This window comes from Streptomyces sp. NPDC060027 (genome assembly GCF_042737005.1).
In the GTDB taxonomy this organism is placed as follows: domain Bacteria; phylum Actinomycetota; class Actinomycetes; order Streptomycetales; family Streptomycetaceae; genus Streptomyces.
Genome location: NZ_JBHWVI010000021.1, coordinates 1 through 13,735 on the forward strand (window position 1 = coordinate 1; position 13,735 = coordinate 13,735).

Annotated in this window: 8 protein-coding genes; 2 read left to right on the forward strand and 6 right to left on the reverse strand. The window is 71.4% G+C overall.

The features are described from left to right. Nucleotides 1–121: 121 nt before the first annotated feature. The gene (gene guaA / locus ACFWBT_RS08065; RefSeq protein ID WP_266761860.1) at nt 122–1,702 is read right to left on the reverse strand and encodes a glutamine-hydrolyzing GMP synthase; all 1,581 of its coding nucleotides are present in this window, start codon (nt 1,700–1,702) and stop codon (nt 122–124) included. Between the two features lie 328 nt (nt 1,703–2,030). Between guaA and ACFWBT_RS08070 the strand changes: the two genes are divergently transcribed. Next, the gene (locus ACFWBT_RS08070; RefSeq protein WP_261705907.1) at nt 2,031–2,315 is read left to right on the forward strand and encodes a chorismate mutase; all 285 of its coding nucleotides are present in this window, start codon (nt 2,031–2,033) and stop codon (nt 2,313–2,315) included. Nucleotides 2,316–3,356: 1,041 nt separating this feature from the next. Next, complete coding sequence (locus tag ACFWBT_RS08075; protein WP_385697252.1) at nt 3,357–4,322, forward strand: LAETG motif-containing sortase-dependent surface protein; 966 nt, start codon at nt 3,357–3,359, stop codon at nt 4,320–4,322. Nucleotides 4,323–4,555: 233 nt separating this feature from the next. Here the strand turns inward: ACFWBT_RS08075 and ACFWBT_RS08080 are convergent, their stop codons facing one another. The 5 genes from ACFWBT_RS08080 to ACFWBT_RS08100 form a co-directional block, all read right to left on the reverse strand. Next, nucleotides 4,556–6,364 (reverse strand): GMC family oxidoreductase N-terminal domain-containing protein, encoded by a 1,809-nt coding sequence (locus tag ACFWBT_RS08080; protein WP_385697254.1) that lies wholly within the window; start codon nt 6,362–6,364, stop codon nt 4,556–4,558. Nucleotides 6,365–6,434: 70 nt separating this feature from the next. Beyond that, on the reverse strand, nt 6,435–8,198 hold the full coding sequence (locus ACFWBT_RS08085; RefSeq protein ID WP_385697256.1) for a succinic semialdehyde dehydrogenase: 1,764 nt from the start codon (nt 8,196–8,198) through the stop codon (nt 6,435–6,437). A 230-nt stretch (nt 8,199–8,428) separates the two neighbouring features. Further along, nucleotides 8,429–10,132: a serine/threonine-protein kinase gene (locus ACFWBT_RS08090; protein WP_385697257.1), complete on the reverse strand. Its 1,704-nt coding sequence runs from the start codon at nt 10,130–10,132 to the stop codon at nt 8,429–8,431. A gap of 92 nt (nt 10,133–10,224) precedes the next feature. Further along, nucleotides 10,225–11,871, reverse strand: a complete 1,647-nt coding sequence (locus ACFWBT_RS08095; RefSeq protein WP_385697259.1) for a protein kinase — start codon at nt 11,869–11,871, stop codon at nt 10,225–10,227. A gap of 58 nt (nt 11,872–11,929) precedes the next feature. Then, entirely contained in the window at nt 11,930–13,654 is a 1,725-nt protein-coding gene (locus tag ACFWBT_RS08100) for a serine/threonine-protein kinase (protein ID WP_385697326.1), read from the reverse strand. Nucleotides 13,655–13,735 lie beyond the last annotated feature (81 nt).

Genomic DNA, 13,735 nt, shown 5'->3' on the forward strand with positions numbered 1-13,735 from the left:
GTCCTCGTACTGGATGTACTTGGGCTTTCGGCCGGTGCGGCGAGAGTGCGTGCCGGGAGTCGCGACGGGGCGAACGTTGCCTGTCGCGGCACTAGGGGGTTCTACGCCCCTCGCGGGAGGACTACTCCCACTCGATGGTGCCCGGGGGCTTGCTCGTCACGTCGAGCACGACGCGGTTGACGTCCGCGACCTCGTTCGTGATGCGGGTCGAGATCTTCGCCAGGACGTCGTACGGCAGCCGCGACCAGTCGGCCGTCATGGCGTCCTCGCTGGACACCGGACGGAGCACGATCGGGTGGCCGTACGTCCGGCCGTCGCCCTGCACGCCCACACTGCGGACGTCCGCGAGCAGGACCACCGGGCACTGCCAGATGTCCCGGTCGAGACCGGCGGCGGTGAGCTCCTCGCGGGCGATGGCGTCGGCCTCGCGGAGCAGGTCCAGACGCTCCTTGGTGACCTCGCCGACGATCCGGATGCCGAGCCCGGGGCCGGGGAACGGCTGGCGCTGGACGATCTCGTCCGGCAGGCCGAGCTCCTGGCCGACCATCCGGACCTCGTCCTTGAACAGCTTGCGCAGCGGCTCGACGAGCTGGAACTCCAGGTCCTCGGGGAGGCCGCCCACATTGTGGTGGGACTTGATGTTGGCGGTGCCGGTGCCGCCACCGGACTCGACCACGTCCGGGTAGAGCGTGCCCTGCACGAGGAACGCGACGTCCTCGCCCTCGGCGGCCTCGGCGATGATCTCCGCCTGGGCCTGCTCGAAGACGCGGATGAACTCGCGCCCGATGATCTTCCGCTTCTCCTCGGGGTCCGAGACACCCTTGAGCGCGGTGAGGAAGCGCTCCTGCGCGTCCACGACCTTGAGCTGGACGCCGGTCGCGGCGACGAAGTCCTTCTCGACCTGCTCGGTCTCACCCTGGCGCATCAGACCGTGGTCGACGTACACACAGGTGAGCTGGGAGCCGATGGCCTTCTGGACGAGGGCCGCGGCGACCGCCGAGTCCACGCCTCCGGACAGGCCGCAGATCGCGCGCTTGGTGCCGACCTGCTCGCGGATGAGGGCGACCTGCTCGTCGATGACGTTGCCGGTCGTCCAGGACGGGGTGAGACCCGCGCCGCGGTACAGGAAGTGCTCCAGGACCTGCTGGCCATGCGTGGAGTGCATGACCTCGGGGTGGTACTGGACGCCGTAGAGCTTCTTCTCGTCGTTCTCGAAGGCGGCGACCGGGACGACGTCCGTGGAGGCCGTGACCGTGAAGCCCTCGGGAGCGGCGGAGCAGGCGTCGCCGTGCGACATCCACACCGGCTGCTCGTCCGGGGTGCCCTCGAACAGGGTGGAGCCGGACTTCGAGACGTGCAGCGGCGTACGGCCGTACTCGCGGGCGCCGGTGTTGTCGACCGTGCCGCCGAGGGTCGTCGCCATCAGCTGGAAGCCGTAGCACATACCGAAGACGGGGACGCCCGCCTCGAAGAGCTCGCGGTCCAGACGCGGGGCGCCCTCCGCGTACACCGACGAGGGCCCGCCGGAGAGGATGATCGCGGCCGGATTCTTGGCGAGCATCTCCTGGACCGGCATGGTGCTCGGCACGATCTCGCTGTAGACCCGGGCCTCACGGACACGACGGGCGATGAGCTGGGCGTACTGCGCACCGAAGTCGACGACCAGGACGGTGTCGGGGGCGGCGGGGGACGCTTCTGGCACGGTCTGCCTTCCGGCGGTGAGCAAAAGGGTGTGTACGGCCGATTCTACCGGGGGCCGCGGCGGGGGTGGCGCCGCCCGGGTTTCCGGCCCGGATCTCACCATCCGAACCTGCTTGGCCCATGCCCCCGCGGGCGTGCATACTGCCGTCATGCTCACGCACACGACCTTCCTCTTTACCTATGGCAACCGGCCCACCGGCTGCCATGGTCGTGCTGCTTGAGCAACTGACAAGCGACTTCCCAGGCGCCCCGGGCCGACAAGGCCCGGGGCGTCTGCCGTTTCCGGGCCCAGCCGCTCCGGGGCACCCCTTCCACCGAGGAGCCCCACCATGGCCGACGTACTCGACAAGACCGGCGCCCGCACCGACGAGGCCGCCGATGTGATCACCGGTGCCCGTGAGCGCATCGACGCCCTCGACGACCGGATCATCGGTCTCGTGCAGGAACGGATGGCCGTCTCGGCCGTGATCCAGGAGGCCCGGATCACCTCCGGCGGCCGACGGGTCAACCTGTCCCGCGAGATGGAGATCCTCGGCCACTACCGGGAGGCGCTCGGCAAGCCGGGCACCTCGCTGGCCATGACCCTCCTCGAACTGTGCCGCGGCCGCGTCTGAGACCCGTGCCCCGGGTACGCCGAGAGACCACGGCCTCCGGGACGCGCGGCCCGGTACCCGGCGTACGCACGTACGCATTCCCTCTCACCCGTACGGCGCGTGACCGGGGTGCCGCGGACTTCGTTTCTCCTGATGTCCGTGTCAGCCAGGGGCGGGCCCGAAAGAACCACGCGTGGCTCCGCTGGAGCGATGAGACGTACGGATCGTGCCGTGCGTCGTGGGACCTCGCTCCAGGTGCTGTGACCGGACGGCAGGGGACAGCAGCCCGGTCACTCAAGAGAACGGTCGGCTCCGGGGACGCCCGGGGCCGTCCGGCGGAAACTGTTCAGCGGTGTCGCGGCGGTTCGGAGGCCGTCGCCCACCCGGCACGATGCGAGAACAGCGCACACCGCAGGTCAATCCTGTGCGGTCCAGCGCTCGGGACAGTCCCAAGTCCCGTGCTGGGCAGCCTCGTCGACAATCACCGGACAACTCGATCCGTGCCGCGGAGCCACACCCCGCGACACGGCCCGCCAAGGTCGGCACCACGTGCGCCCCGTGCGCCGCGGCGCACGACCGGCGGCCACCCCCTCGACCAACGGCGCACCCCCCGGCGCCGCTTCCAGGCATCGGCGCTGCCCTGACGTCGGTGCTGACGAGCGAAGGGCCCCGCGGACATCCGTCCCGTGGGGCCCTTCGCCATGCCGGGGCCCCGACGCCGGGGTTCACCGCGACGACCACCACGGCGACGGCGAGCGGGACCCCGATGACCGCCCGCAGCCGGCGGCGGCGGGCCGCGCGCCCGTGCGGACGGTTCTTCGGCGGAGGACACTTCCGAGCGATTCGAAGGACGTACACAAGGCGCGTCCGGGTGTGACCCAGCCCACATAAGAATTACGTGAGTTGAAGGACAACCATTCTCAGCTTTCGCCGGTCACACCTGCAGAACCAACGGCCACAACCGCGCCCCACACGCGGAGGCCTCACCCATAAAAGCCATATGCGCGCCGCGAGTTCACGGCGCTCCGGACTTCCGAGGTCTTCATGAAGCTTCGCCGTGCCATGGCCACTGCGGCCGCGACGGCTGTCATAGCCCCGCTCGCGCTGCTGTCGGTCGCGCCGGCCGCGTTCGCGGAGGAGAACCCCACCCCGAGCGCGAGCGTGTCCGAGTCCTCCTCCGAGTCGGCGTCGCCGAGCTCGTCCGAGGCCGCTCCCGAGCCGTCCGACTCCGCGTCGGCCAGCGCCTCCGCATCGTCGTCCACCAGCGCGTCCGCCCCGGCCCCGAGCGACTCCGCCTCGGCGTCGGCCCCGGCGCCGAGCTCCTCCGAGCCGGAGGAGTCGGAGTCCCCGGACCCCGAGACCGGCGAGTGCGAGGACTCCGCGGTCCAGGTCTCCATCAACGGCCTGTCCGGCAAGATCGCGCGGGGCAGCGGCTGGCACAAGTTCTCCCTGGACGTGCTGAACAACTCCGACGCCACCCTGAGCGACGTCGGCTTCTTCGCCGGTGCGTCCTCCGACAAGGCGGGCGAGAACCTCTTCCAGAGCAAGAAGGTCCGGCTCCAGGCGTACAACCCGGTCGAGAAGGCCTGGGAGGACGTCGACTCCCAGGGTTACGCGGTCGGCTACGTCGGCTACACCGACGAGCTCAAGCCCGACTACGAGGTCGACATCCCGCTGCGCATCAACGTGACGTCCAACGCCCCGGTCGGCGTCGCCTTCTCGCTGGGCGCCAGCATCTACGGCGACGCCGAGGCGGAGTGCACCGGCTTCGGCGAGGTCGCGTACAAGTTCCAGATCGTCGCGGCCGGCACGGACACCGGCGGCACCAAGCCGCAGGAAGGCGGCAAGGTCCCGGTCTCGGACAAGCCCGCCGACAAGAGCAACACCCCGGCGGTCGACGGCAGCCTCGCCGAGACGGGCTCCAGCTCCGCCCTGCCGATGATCGGCCTCGCCGGCGGTATCGCCGTGGTCGCCGGTGCCGGCGCGCTGGTCGTCGTCCGTCGCCGCAAGTCCGGTGCGAGCGCGTAACACCGCCGCACACGACTGACGCGGGCATCAGCCCCGTACAAGGAGAAGGACCTGCGCTCGGAGGGGGGCGCAGGTCCTTCTTCGCGTCCGGAACCGGAACTGGTGCGGGTCCTTCTTCGCGTCCGGGACTCGTGCGGGCCCCGGGCCCCGGGCTCCGGCCGAGGCCGGGGGCCGACCAAGGCCCGGGGGCCGTCCGGTACTTCGGGAAGGAACGCCCCGGGTTCCGGGCGGGGCTACTGCTTCGGTGGCACCGTCGGCATGCCCAGGAACGGCAGCCTCAGTGCGCCGAAGGCGTCCGCGGGGACGGCGGGCCGGCTCGGCTCCACCGCCTTGAGACGCTCGTACGCGGCTCCCGGCGCCGGACGCGGATCGGCCTCGCCCTTGTTGGGCCAGAACGACATGGCCCGCTCGGCCTGCGCGGTGATCGTGAGCGACGGGTTGACGCCCAGGTTCGCGGAGACGGCGGCACCGTCGACGACGGAGATGCCCGGGTGGCCGTAGAGGCGGTGATAGGGGTCGATGACGCCCTCGTCCGCCCCGGCACCGATCGGGCAGCCGCCGAGGAAGTGCGCGGTGAGCGGGGTGCCCATCAGCTCGCCGACATTGCTGCCCGCGAACCCGTTGATCTCCTCGGCGAGGACGGAGGCGGCCTGCGAAGCCGCCTTGATCTGCTTGGGGTTGGGAGCCCCGTGCCCCTGACGTGCCGTCAACAGCCCCTTGCCCGCACCCTTCGGCTTCAGGTACGTCGTCAGGGAGTTGTCGAGCGACTGCATGACCAGCCCGATGATGGTGCGTTCGGACCAGCGGCGGTTGGAGAGCGAACGGAGCACCAGCAGCGGGTGCCTGGCCGCGTTGACGAGCCATCCGGCGACCCTCGACGAGCCTTCCGCGTAAGGGACCTGGAGGATGGACATGCCGCCCATCGCGTTGGAGCCCTTGCCGTAGCGGACGGGTTCGATGTGGGTGTTCTCGTCCGGGTGGATCGAGGACGTGATCGCGACGCCCTGGGTGAAGTCCGCCTTGGGCGTCCCGTGCGCCTTCCGGTAGCGCCGGTTGTCGGTCTGCGCGCCCACCAGCGCCTCGGAGTTGGTGCGGGTCAGCTCGCCCAGCTTCTGTGACAGATACGGCAGTTGACCGCCCGCCTTCATGCGGTGCAGCAGCGTCTGGGTGCCGTAGGTGCCGGCCGCGAGGACGACCCGGTGCGCCGTGAACGTCCGGCCCTTGCCCTTGCGCCGCTCGTCCGTCGGGAGGGTCCCCACGGCGTAGCCGCCCCGCGAGTCGTCGGTGACGGACACGACGGTCGTCATGGGATGGACGACGGCGCCCGCCTTCTCGGCGAGGTAGAGGTAGTTCTCGTTGAGGGTGTTCTTGGCGCCGTGGCGGCAGCCGGTCATGCACTCGCCGCATTCGGTGCAGGCCTTGCGGGCGGGGCCGACCCCGCCGAAGTACGGGTCGGCGGTCTCCGCGCCGGGCTCGGCCCTGGCCCGGCCGTCCGCGTCCTGTCCGTCGCCGAAGAAGACACCCACGGGTGCCATGTGGAAGGTGTCACCGACCCCCATCCGCTCCGCGGCGGCCTTGAGGTGCACGTCCGACGGGGTCATGGTCGGGTTGAGCCGCACGCCCAGCATGCGCCGGGCCTGGTCGTAGTACGGCTTCAGCTCCCCTTCCCAGTCGGTGATGTCCTTCCACTGCGGGTCCTCGAAGAACGGCTTCGGCGGCACGTAGAGGGTGTTGGCGTAGTTCAGGGAACCGCCGCCGACGCCCGCTCCCGCGAGCACCATCACATTGCCCAGCAGATGGATGCGCTGGATGCCGTACATCCCGAGCCTCGGGGCCCAGAGGTAGTTCTTGATGTCCCAGGAGTTCTTGGGGAGCGCGTCGCGGGTGAAGCGCCGGCCCGCTTCGAGGACACCTACGCGGTATCCCTTCTCCGTCAGCCGCAGCGCGGTGACGGAGCCGCCGAAACCGGAGCCGACGACGATGACGTCGTAGTCGTACGTTCCCTCGTCCGGCTGTTCCTGGACAGAGCTCTCCTGTGACACGTGCCGCTCTCCTCATTGAGAACCGTTGCGAACCGTGGATCGTTGTCGAGGACCCCCGCGGGGCCGGTGCCTAGCGCAGCCGGAACGCCTTCATGACCTTGAGGCTCCGGCTCATGAACGCCGCGTACTTCTCGTCGTCCATGCCGAGGGACGGCGCCATCGGCAGCAGCCTCTGATGGGCGACGGTCTGCGCCTCGGTGTACTTGAGGATGCCCTCGGAGCCGTGCCGACGGCCGAGGCCGGAGTCCTTCATGCCGCCCATGGGCGACTGGACGCTGCCGTACGCGGGTGCGTACCCCTCGTTGACGTTCACCGTCCCGGTCCGCAGCCGGGCCGCGATCGCGCGACCGCGCCGCCCGTCCTTCGTCCAGACGGACGAATTGAGGCCGTACGGCGTGGCGTTGGCGAGCTCGACGACCTCGTCGTCGGTCGTGAACCGGTAGAGGGAGACGACGGGGCCGAAGGTCTCCTCGGCGCAGACGGCCATCGGGGCCTCCACTCCGTCGAGGACGGTGGGCTCGTAGAAGTACGGGCCGATGTCGGGCCGGGCGACACCGCCGGCGAGGACCGTGGCCCCCTTGGCGACGGCTTCCTCGACGTGCCGTGTCACCGTCTCCAGCTGCCGTTCCCCGACCAGCGACCCCATGTCCGCCCCGTACGCCAGGGACGTGCCGAGCCGCATGGCCCGGGTGCGGGCCGCGAACCGCTCCGCGAAGGCGTCGGCGATCGACTCGTGGACGTACAACCGCTCGATGGAGATGCAGAGTTGACCGGCGGAGGAGAAGCAGGCACGGACGGCGCCCGCGGCGGCCTTGTCGATGTCGGCGTCCTCGAGGACCACCATGGCGTTCTTGCCGCCGAGTTCGAGGGAGACGCCGACGAGACGGGCGGCGGCGCCCTGGGCGACCTCGCGGCCGGTCCGGGTCGACCCGGTGAAGGAGACGTAGTCGGCGTGCTTCACGACCTCGGGTCCGACGACGGGCCCGTCCCCGAGGACGACCTGGAAGACCTCGGCGGGCAGCCCGGCCTCGATGAGCAGGTCACGCGCCCACAGGGCGGTGAGGCAGGTCTCGGTGTCGGGCTTCATGACGACGGCGTTGCCCGCGACGAAGGCCGGCAGCGCGTCACCCACCGACAGTTCCAGCGGGTAGTTCCAGGGCGCGATCTGCCCGACGACACCGCGCGGGTGGCGCAGCTCGGTGACCTTGGTGAGGGTGGGGACCGCGCCGGTGTGCCGCTTGGGGCGCAGATACGCGGGCGCCTTGCGTCCGTAGTGCCGTGCGGCGACCACGACGGCCTGGACCTCTTCGTGGGCGTGCAGCCGGGCCTTGCCGGTCTCCAGCTGGATCAGGTCCAGCACCTCGGCCTGCCGGGCGAGCACGAGGTCGTGGAAACGGAGCAGGACGGCGGCGCGCTGCCGTACCGGGGTGGCACCCCAGGCGACCTGGGCCGCGCGGGCCCGCTCGAAGGCCTTCTCGACGTCCTCCGGGGTGGACTCGGGCAGGTCGGCCAGCTTCTCGCCGGTGAACGGCGTGTGGTTGGCGGTCCGCCCGGACCCGGCCACGCCCTTGGTGAGCTGCGCAACGAGCTCGGGGGTGACGACATCGGCGGCGGTACGGGCGCCGACCGGGGCGGGGGCGAGCGGGTTGGTGCCGATAACACCGGGGACGCCTGGCGCGTCGGCGCCCGCGGTGCCGTCCGGACCGGCGGCGGCATCCGGGCCGGCCGCGTCCGTGCCGGTCACCGCGGCCACGCCGACCGCTGCGTCGGTACCGGCCGTCTCGTCGGCGCCGGTCTTTTCCGTGGCCTGCTCCGCGGCCTGCGAGTCCGTCATGAGCCGCAGAGTATGCCCGCTCGCTCCCTTTGGGTACCCGTCGGTAATGGCCTTTCACCGAGTACTCACACACCGCCAGTGATCACTGGCAGCAAACGCGCTGATCAGGGCGTTGTCGATCCGGCGATCACCGGGGGATCACGTTCCCGATCACAGTCCGGTCACCGGGGACGAGACCGCGGCCACAGCCACCGCGACCCCGGCCGCCCGCGCGGCACCGCCGCGGCCGGTCACGGCTTGTCGATGTCCAGGTTCGCGATCGCCGTCCTGGCCACCTCACGACCTCGTGCCGTGAAGTCACCCTTGCGCGGATAGCTGATCGTGAGCTTGTACATGTCGCCCGCCTTCGACTTGTAGTAGAAGAGCCGGAGTTCGCGGGGGCGGGGGTTCTGGCTGTCGGTGGTCGTGTAGCCCACCGTGTTCTCCGCGGCCTGCCCGCCCCGGTACGTGACCCCGGCGTCCGGAGACGTCTTCGAGCCCTCGGGCATGCTCAGGTCGTACGAGCCGGTCGCCTTGAACTCACCGTCGTCCGCGTACATCTCGGCCCGCGCCGAGCCCTTGATCTCCTTGTTCGTGTCCTCGGACTTCCTGGCGAGGGTCAGCCCGATCCAGATGCTCCCGCTCCAGTCGGTGTACGTGACCCAGTGCTTCTTGTCCGACGTCCGGTCCGGCTTCGCCTCCTGGTACCCGGCGGGCACCGCCAGTGTCGCGGCGACGTCCGTCACGTGCTTCTTCTGCCAGCCGTCCGGCAGCGGACCGGCGAACGGGTCCGCGATCACCAGGTACACCGCCACCGCCGCCGCGACGACCGCCGCTCCGAGGCCGATCAGGGTCTTGCGGCCGACCCGGACACCCCTGCCGCCGGACCCTCCGGGTCCGTCCGGGCCCTCGATCCGCACGACCTGGGTGGGCGCCGGGGCCGGCGGCTGTGCGGCCTCCTCCAGGAGGCGCCGCACCTCGGCCGCCGCGGGGCGGTGGGACGGCTCCTTGCTGAGCAGCCGGTTGATCACCTCCGCGAGCGGGCCGCCGCCCGAACCGGGCGCGGCCGGCGTGGAGTTGAGGACCGACTGAAGCGTGGCGGGTGTGTTGCTGCGGCGGAAGGGGGAGACACCCTCGGTCGCGGTGTAGAGCACCACACCGAGCGACCAGAGGTCGGAGGCGGGACCGGGGCGCCGGCCCAGCACTCGTTCCGGGGCGATGTATTCGGGTGAGCCGACGAAACCGCCGGTGTCCGTCAGGCTGGTCTCGCCCTCGATCTGGGCGATTCCGAAGTCGGTGAGCACGACGCGGTCGTGCCGGCCGAGGAGCACGTTGTCGGGCTTGACGTCGCGGTGCAGGATGCCCGCCGCGTGCGCGGCCTCCAGGGCACCGAGGACCTCCAGACCGACGCGCGCGGCCTCGCGGACGCCGAGTGTGCCCTCCTGGAGGGCGTCACCGAGCGACCGGCCCCGCACCAGCTCCATGACGATCCAGGGCTGTCCGTCCACGACCGCCACGTCGTGCACGCTCACCACCGCGGGGTGGTCGAGCCGCGCCGCCGCGCGCGCCTCGCGCCGCATCCGCTCGTACGCGTTGGCACGTTCACGCTCGGGAAGGTGGTCGGGAACGCGCGGTTCCTTGACGGCGACCTCGCGGTCCACGGTCTCGTCCTTGGCCCGCCACACGGTGCCCATGCCGCCGTGCCCGAGCTTGGAGAGCAGGCGGTAGCGCCCGCCGATGAGGCGCCCGGTCCCCGGTTCCGGCGCGGGCTGCGGCGCGGGAGCCTGCGGCTGGTCCGGGACGATCCGGGCGGGCGTGGCATACGGATTGCCCGGGTACGGGACGGCGGCGGCCGGGGCCCCCGCCGGTACGCCGGGCACCGCGGCCCTCGGCGGTTGCAGACCGAAACTCGTCGGCTCGTCGCCCCCGTGAGGGACTACCCCGTTGTCGCTCATGCGTCCATCTGTATCGCGGCAGGCCGGTCGCCATCCAGTCCCGCCGCCCGCCGGTCACAGACCCGTGACGCGCGCCATCCCTTATTTCCCCTTTATGAGGGTGCGAAGGTATCCACCGCGACGTCGAAGTACTCCTTCGCCTCCGTCCCCCGCCCGACCGGCGCCGAGACCCATACGTCGTACATCCGGCCGCCCTGCTCCCAGCACAGGTCGTAGGTGTGCCGTGCGCCCTCCGCCTTGGTGAAGCCGTCCCAGGTGAACTCCCAGAGGGCGGCCGGGTGTCCGTCGTGCGTGGTCCGGGCGACCGTGCCGTCGCGGTACCCGGGGTTGTTGGCGGACCCCTCGGAGTCCGCCCGGCGCATCACGCCGAGCGGACCGCCGGTCTCGGGATCGGCCTGCTTGATACCGATGCGGAAGGTCCGCCCCGGTGACATGTAGAAGACCCGCTCCCCTTGCGGGTCCCGGGTGAAGCCGTCGGGCACGGCGAGCGAGAAGCCGTCCGGGTCCGACGCGATGCGGTATCCCGAGGGCGCCGTACGGGCCGAGGTGGCGGTCGGCGACTGCCGCCGGGTCACCGTGACGGTGGGCGCGGCGCTCGCGGGCGGGGCCGAGAGCGTGCCGGACGCCGAGGACGACGTACCCGGCGTCCGTGACGTGCCCGGCGCGCTGGACGAGGGCGGTCTGTTGTCCCCGCCTCCGCCGCCGTTCATCAGCAGCATGGCCGCCGACACCCCCGCGCCGGCCATCGCGGCGACCAGCGCGGCGGCGACGAGGAGACTCCGTGTGGACTGCTTGGGCGGGCCGTCCGTCGCGGTACCGGAAGCGGGCGGCTGCGGCCTGGTCCCCGGTCGGTGCAGAGGTACGTCCCGCCGCGTGGGCGTGTAGGGGACCGACAGTCGCGGCGTACGGCCGGTGTCGCGGTAGGCGCGCAGCATCCGCTCCGCCTCCGCCGCGCCGAGCCGCCGCTCCGGATCGCGCTCCAACAGCCCTCGTACGACGGGCAGAAGCGGTGCGGCCTGGGCCGGCGGACGGATCTCGTCGACGACGACCGCGTGCAGGATGCCGCCCAGCGAGTCGCGGCGGAAGGGCGACGCGCCGCTCAGCACCGTGCACAGCAGGGCGCCCAGCGACCACAGGTCGGACTCGGGACCGGTCCGTGCCCCGGCCATCCGCTCGGGCGCGGTGTACTCGGGCGAGCCGACGAACGCCCCGCTCTCCGTGAGCGTCGTCGCGCCCGCGACCTGGGCGATCCCGAAGTCGGTGAGCACGACACGGTCGGTGCCCGCCTCGACGAGGACGTTGGCGGGCTTGAGGTCGCGGTGCAGGACCCCCGCCTCGTGCGCGCGGCGCAGCGCTCCGAGCAGGTCGATGCCGATCCGGGCGGCCTCGCGCGCGCCGACCGGCCCGTCCGCGGAGATCCGCTCGGCGAGCGAGCCGCCGTCGATCAACTCCATGACGATGTACGGGCGTTCGTCGTCCACGACGACGTCGTGGACGACGATGATGTGCGGGTGGTGCAGTTGCGCAACGGCCCGGGCCTCGCGCAGGGTCCGGTCGCGCTGGAGCCCGGCCTCCTCCGCCGAGAGCGAGTCGTCGAGGGCCAGCTCCTTCACCGCGACCCGGCGGCCGAGCAGTTGGTCGGTGGCACGCCAGACGACGCCCATGCCGCCCCGACCGATTCTGGCCTCCAGCCGGTAACGACCCGCGATCACACGGACGTTCTCCCCCTCGGTCCCCATGGGCCCATCATGCCCCAACGGACGGAGACCTTCCGGAGCGGTGACGTCGCCGTGGGTGCTATCCGGCCTCGCGCCAGTTGCGAAGGACGGTGCCGAACTGCTGACGCGTGACGATCCAGTCCTCCAAGGGCGAGGACATGTAGATCGCGTACTCGACGCCCTTCCGGGACAGATAGGTCTCCTCGATGGCGCGGCGCGGGCCCGGGAAGTCCCCCTGCGACGGCAGCGCGGTCCAGGTGAAGTCCCACAGGGAGGCGCGGCAGTCCCGGAAGGTGTTCTCCTGGAGTCCCATCCGCTGGTAGTCCTTGAGCTTCTTCACCTGCTCCTCCAGGTCGAGCTGGTGGCGGTACGGGTCCTCGAAGTCCGGCGAGTCGTCGAGGGCGATGCGGATGAAGTGCTGGCCTCCGTCGGGGGTGTAGTCGATCTGTGAACCATTGACCTCCCGCTTCCAGTCCTTGCCGGGCAGGGCGAGGCTGAAGCCCTCGGGGTCCTTCCTGCGCACCCAGCCTTCGGGAAGGGTGCCGGCGGGCGTCGCCGAGCCGCTGCTCGTGGGGTCTCCGGTCGGCTTGCCGGCGGCGCCGCCCTTGTTCCCGCCGGTCGCGGAGGAGGAGTCGTTGCCCTGCCGCCAGTTGTCCGCGTACCGCATGGCGACGGCACCGCCGCCGCCGACCAGCGCGGCCATGGCCAGGACGAGGGCGATGCTGCGGCCACGCCGCCGCTTCCCCGGCGCGGGGGCGGGCAGGGGCTGGTACATGGTCCCGGCGGGGCCGCCGCCGTGGGGGGCGTGCCCCGCGGTGGCGCCGGTCCCCTGGCCGTGGTCGCCCGCCGTCGGTGTGCCGTACGGCTGACCACCGTGGGCGGAACCGCCATGGGGTCCACCCCCATAGGTCCCGCCCCTACGGGCAGATCCGTGTTCCACGCTGGTGTCCACATGTTGCGTCGGCACATACGCCTGCGCGGTACTCGGCCGACGGCCCTCCGCGGCCTCGGCGAGCATCTCCTCGGCCTCGGCCGGGCCGGGGCGTTCCGCCGGGTCCTTGCGGAGCAGCGCGGTGATGACGGGTTCCAGCACACCGGCGTACTGCGGAGACGCGGGGTCCTCGTCGACCACGGCCTGCATGGTCGACAGCGGCGAGGTGCGCCGGAACGGCGACCGCCCCTCCACGGCCGTGTACAGCGTGGCCCCGAGGGCCCACAGGTCGGAGGCCGACCCGGGGTCGTGGCCGCGCACCCGCTCGGGCGCGAGGTAGTCGACGGAACCGACGATCTCGCCGGTGCGCGTGATGGTCGTGTCGCCCTCGACCTGGGCGATCCCGAAGTCGGTGAGCAGCACCCGCCGGTCGGACGACAGCAGGACGTTGCCGGGTTTCACGTCCCGGTGCAGCACTCCGGCCGCGTGGGCGGCGCGCAGCGCGCGCAGTACCCACAGACCGATCCGTGCCGCCTCGGCCGGTTCCAGGCGCCCCTGTTCCTTGACCTCGTCGGCCAGCGAGTTGCCCTCGACCAGCTCCATGACGATCCACGGCCGGTTGTCGTGCTCCAGCACGTCGTGGATGGTGACGACGGCCGAGTGGTTGATCCGGGCCGCGGCCCGCGCCTCGGCGTGGGTGCGGGCGAGCAACCGGGCGACGTCACTCTCGGCGACGTACAGCGCGGCGGTCAGCTCCTTGACCGCGACCTCGCGGTGCAGCACCTCGTCATGGGCGCGCCAAACCCGGCCCATGCCACCGCTGCCGATGGAGTCGACAAGCCGGTAGCGGCCCGCGAGGAGCAGGCCCTGCATCTGATTCACGTTTCCCCGCAATGGTCTTGACAGAGTCAGACTAAAGAGCGGTCACCCACCAGGGAACAAGCGGGGTCGTAC

Coding starts and splice junctions, on each gene's coding strand:
- ACFWBT_RS08075 (WP_385697252.1), top strand. CDS start 3,357: ATGGCCACTGCGGCCGCGACGGCTGTCATAGCCCCGCTCGCGCTGCTG.
- ACFWBT_RS08100 (WP_385697326.1), bottom strand. CDS start 13,654: ATGCAGGGCCTGCTCCTCGCGGGCCGCTACCGGCTTGTCGACTCCATC.
- ACFWBT_RS08090 (WP_385697257.1), bottom strand. CDS start 10,132: ATGAGCGACAACGGGGTAGTCCCTCACGGGGGCGACGAGCCGACGAGT.
- ACFWBT_RS08070 (WP_261705907.1), top strand. CDS start 2,031: ATGGCCGACGTACTCGACAAGACCGGCGCCCGCACCGACGAGGCCGCC.
- ACFWBT_RS08095 (WP_385697259.1), bottom strand. CDS start 11,871: ATGGGGACCGAGGGGGAGAACGTCCGTGTGATCGCGGGTCGTTACCGG.
- ACFWBT_RS08085 (WP_385697256.1), bottom strand. CDS start 8,198: ATGACGGACTCGCAGGCCGCGGAGCAGGCCACGGAAAAGACCGGCGCC.